The sequence below is a fragment of the Ralstonia sp. VS2407 genome (assembly GCF_052950655.1).
The window spans coordinates 1-596 of sequence record NZ_JBRFVG010000088.1 but is presented as its reverse complement, the minus strand read 5'-3'; the positions used below and the strand labels follow the sequence as shown (position 1 = coordinate 596).

Here is a 596-nt window from a genome sequence, read left to right as displayed (position 1 = left end):
ATCTTTCTCTCCTGATTGCGATAGCGGGTGAAAGGAGTTGCGATGCGGCTAGTCAAGCGGCACGCGGCGTCGACAGTTCCTGGTTCAGCGAATAGCTGCCGAGCATCGAATCGACCAGATGCGACGCGCGCTGCCAGTCGTACGTGCGATACGCATGGCCCTTCGTGACGAACGACGCGCCGGCATAGAACAGTTCGTACTGGTTGTGGCGCGACGCGAATTCGGAACCGACCGCGTCCCACGCGAGCTTGAAGAACTTCACGCGATCCTCGGACGAGCACACCGGCGACTTCTGCGTCTTCTCGATGATGCGCAGCAGGTCGGGGTTCTCGAAATCGCGCACGCTGGACGGCAGCATGATCATTCCGCCGCCGGCGAGCTCGCGCAGCGTGTTGAGCACTTTCGAATAGAGTTGCTGCGTGACGACCTGCGAGCCGTACAGCATGTTGCGGTCGGGCACGTAGAAGCCATTGACGACCGTGCCCTTCGCTTCCATTCCGTAGACCCACGCCTCGACCATCGATGCTTCGGCCGCGAGCTGGCCCAGCGTCTCGCGCACCTGCGGGAACGCGTTCGTGCCGTTGACCTCGGAGATC

1 protein-coding gene is annotated in these 596 nt (G+C 61.9%); it reads right to left on the bottom strand.

The genetic code is table 11. From position 1 onward, the window contains the following. Positions 1 to 52: 52 nt before the first annotated feature. Positions 53 to 596, bottom strand: a 544-nt coding sequence (locus ACU8YE_RS23990; RefSeq protein ID WP_446929848.1) for a 4-hydroxyphenylacetate 3-hydroxylase C-terminal domain-containing protein, incomplete at its 5' end; no start/stop codon positions are given.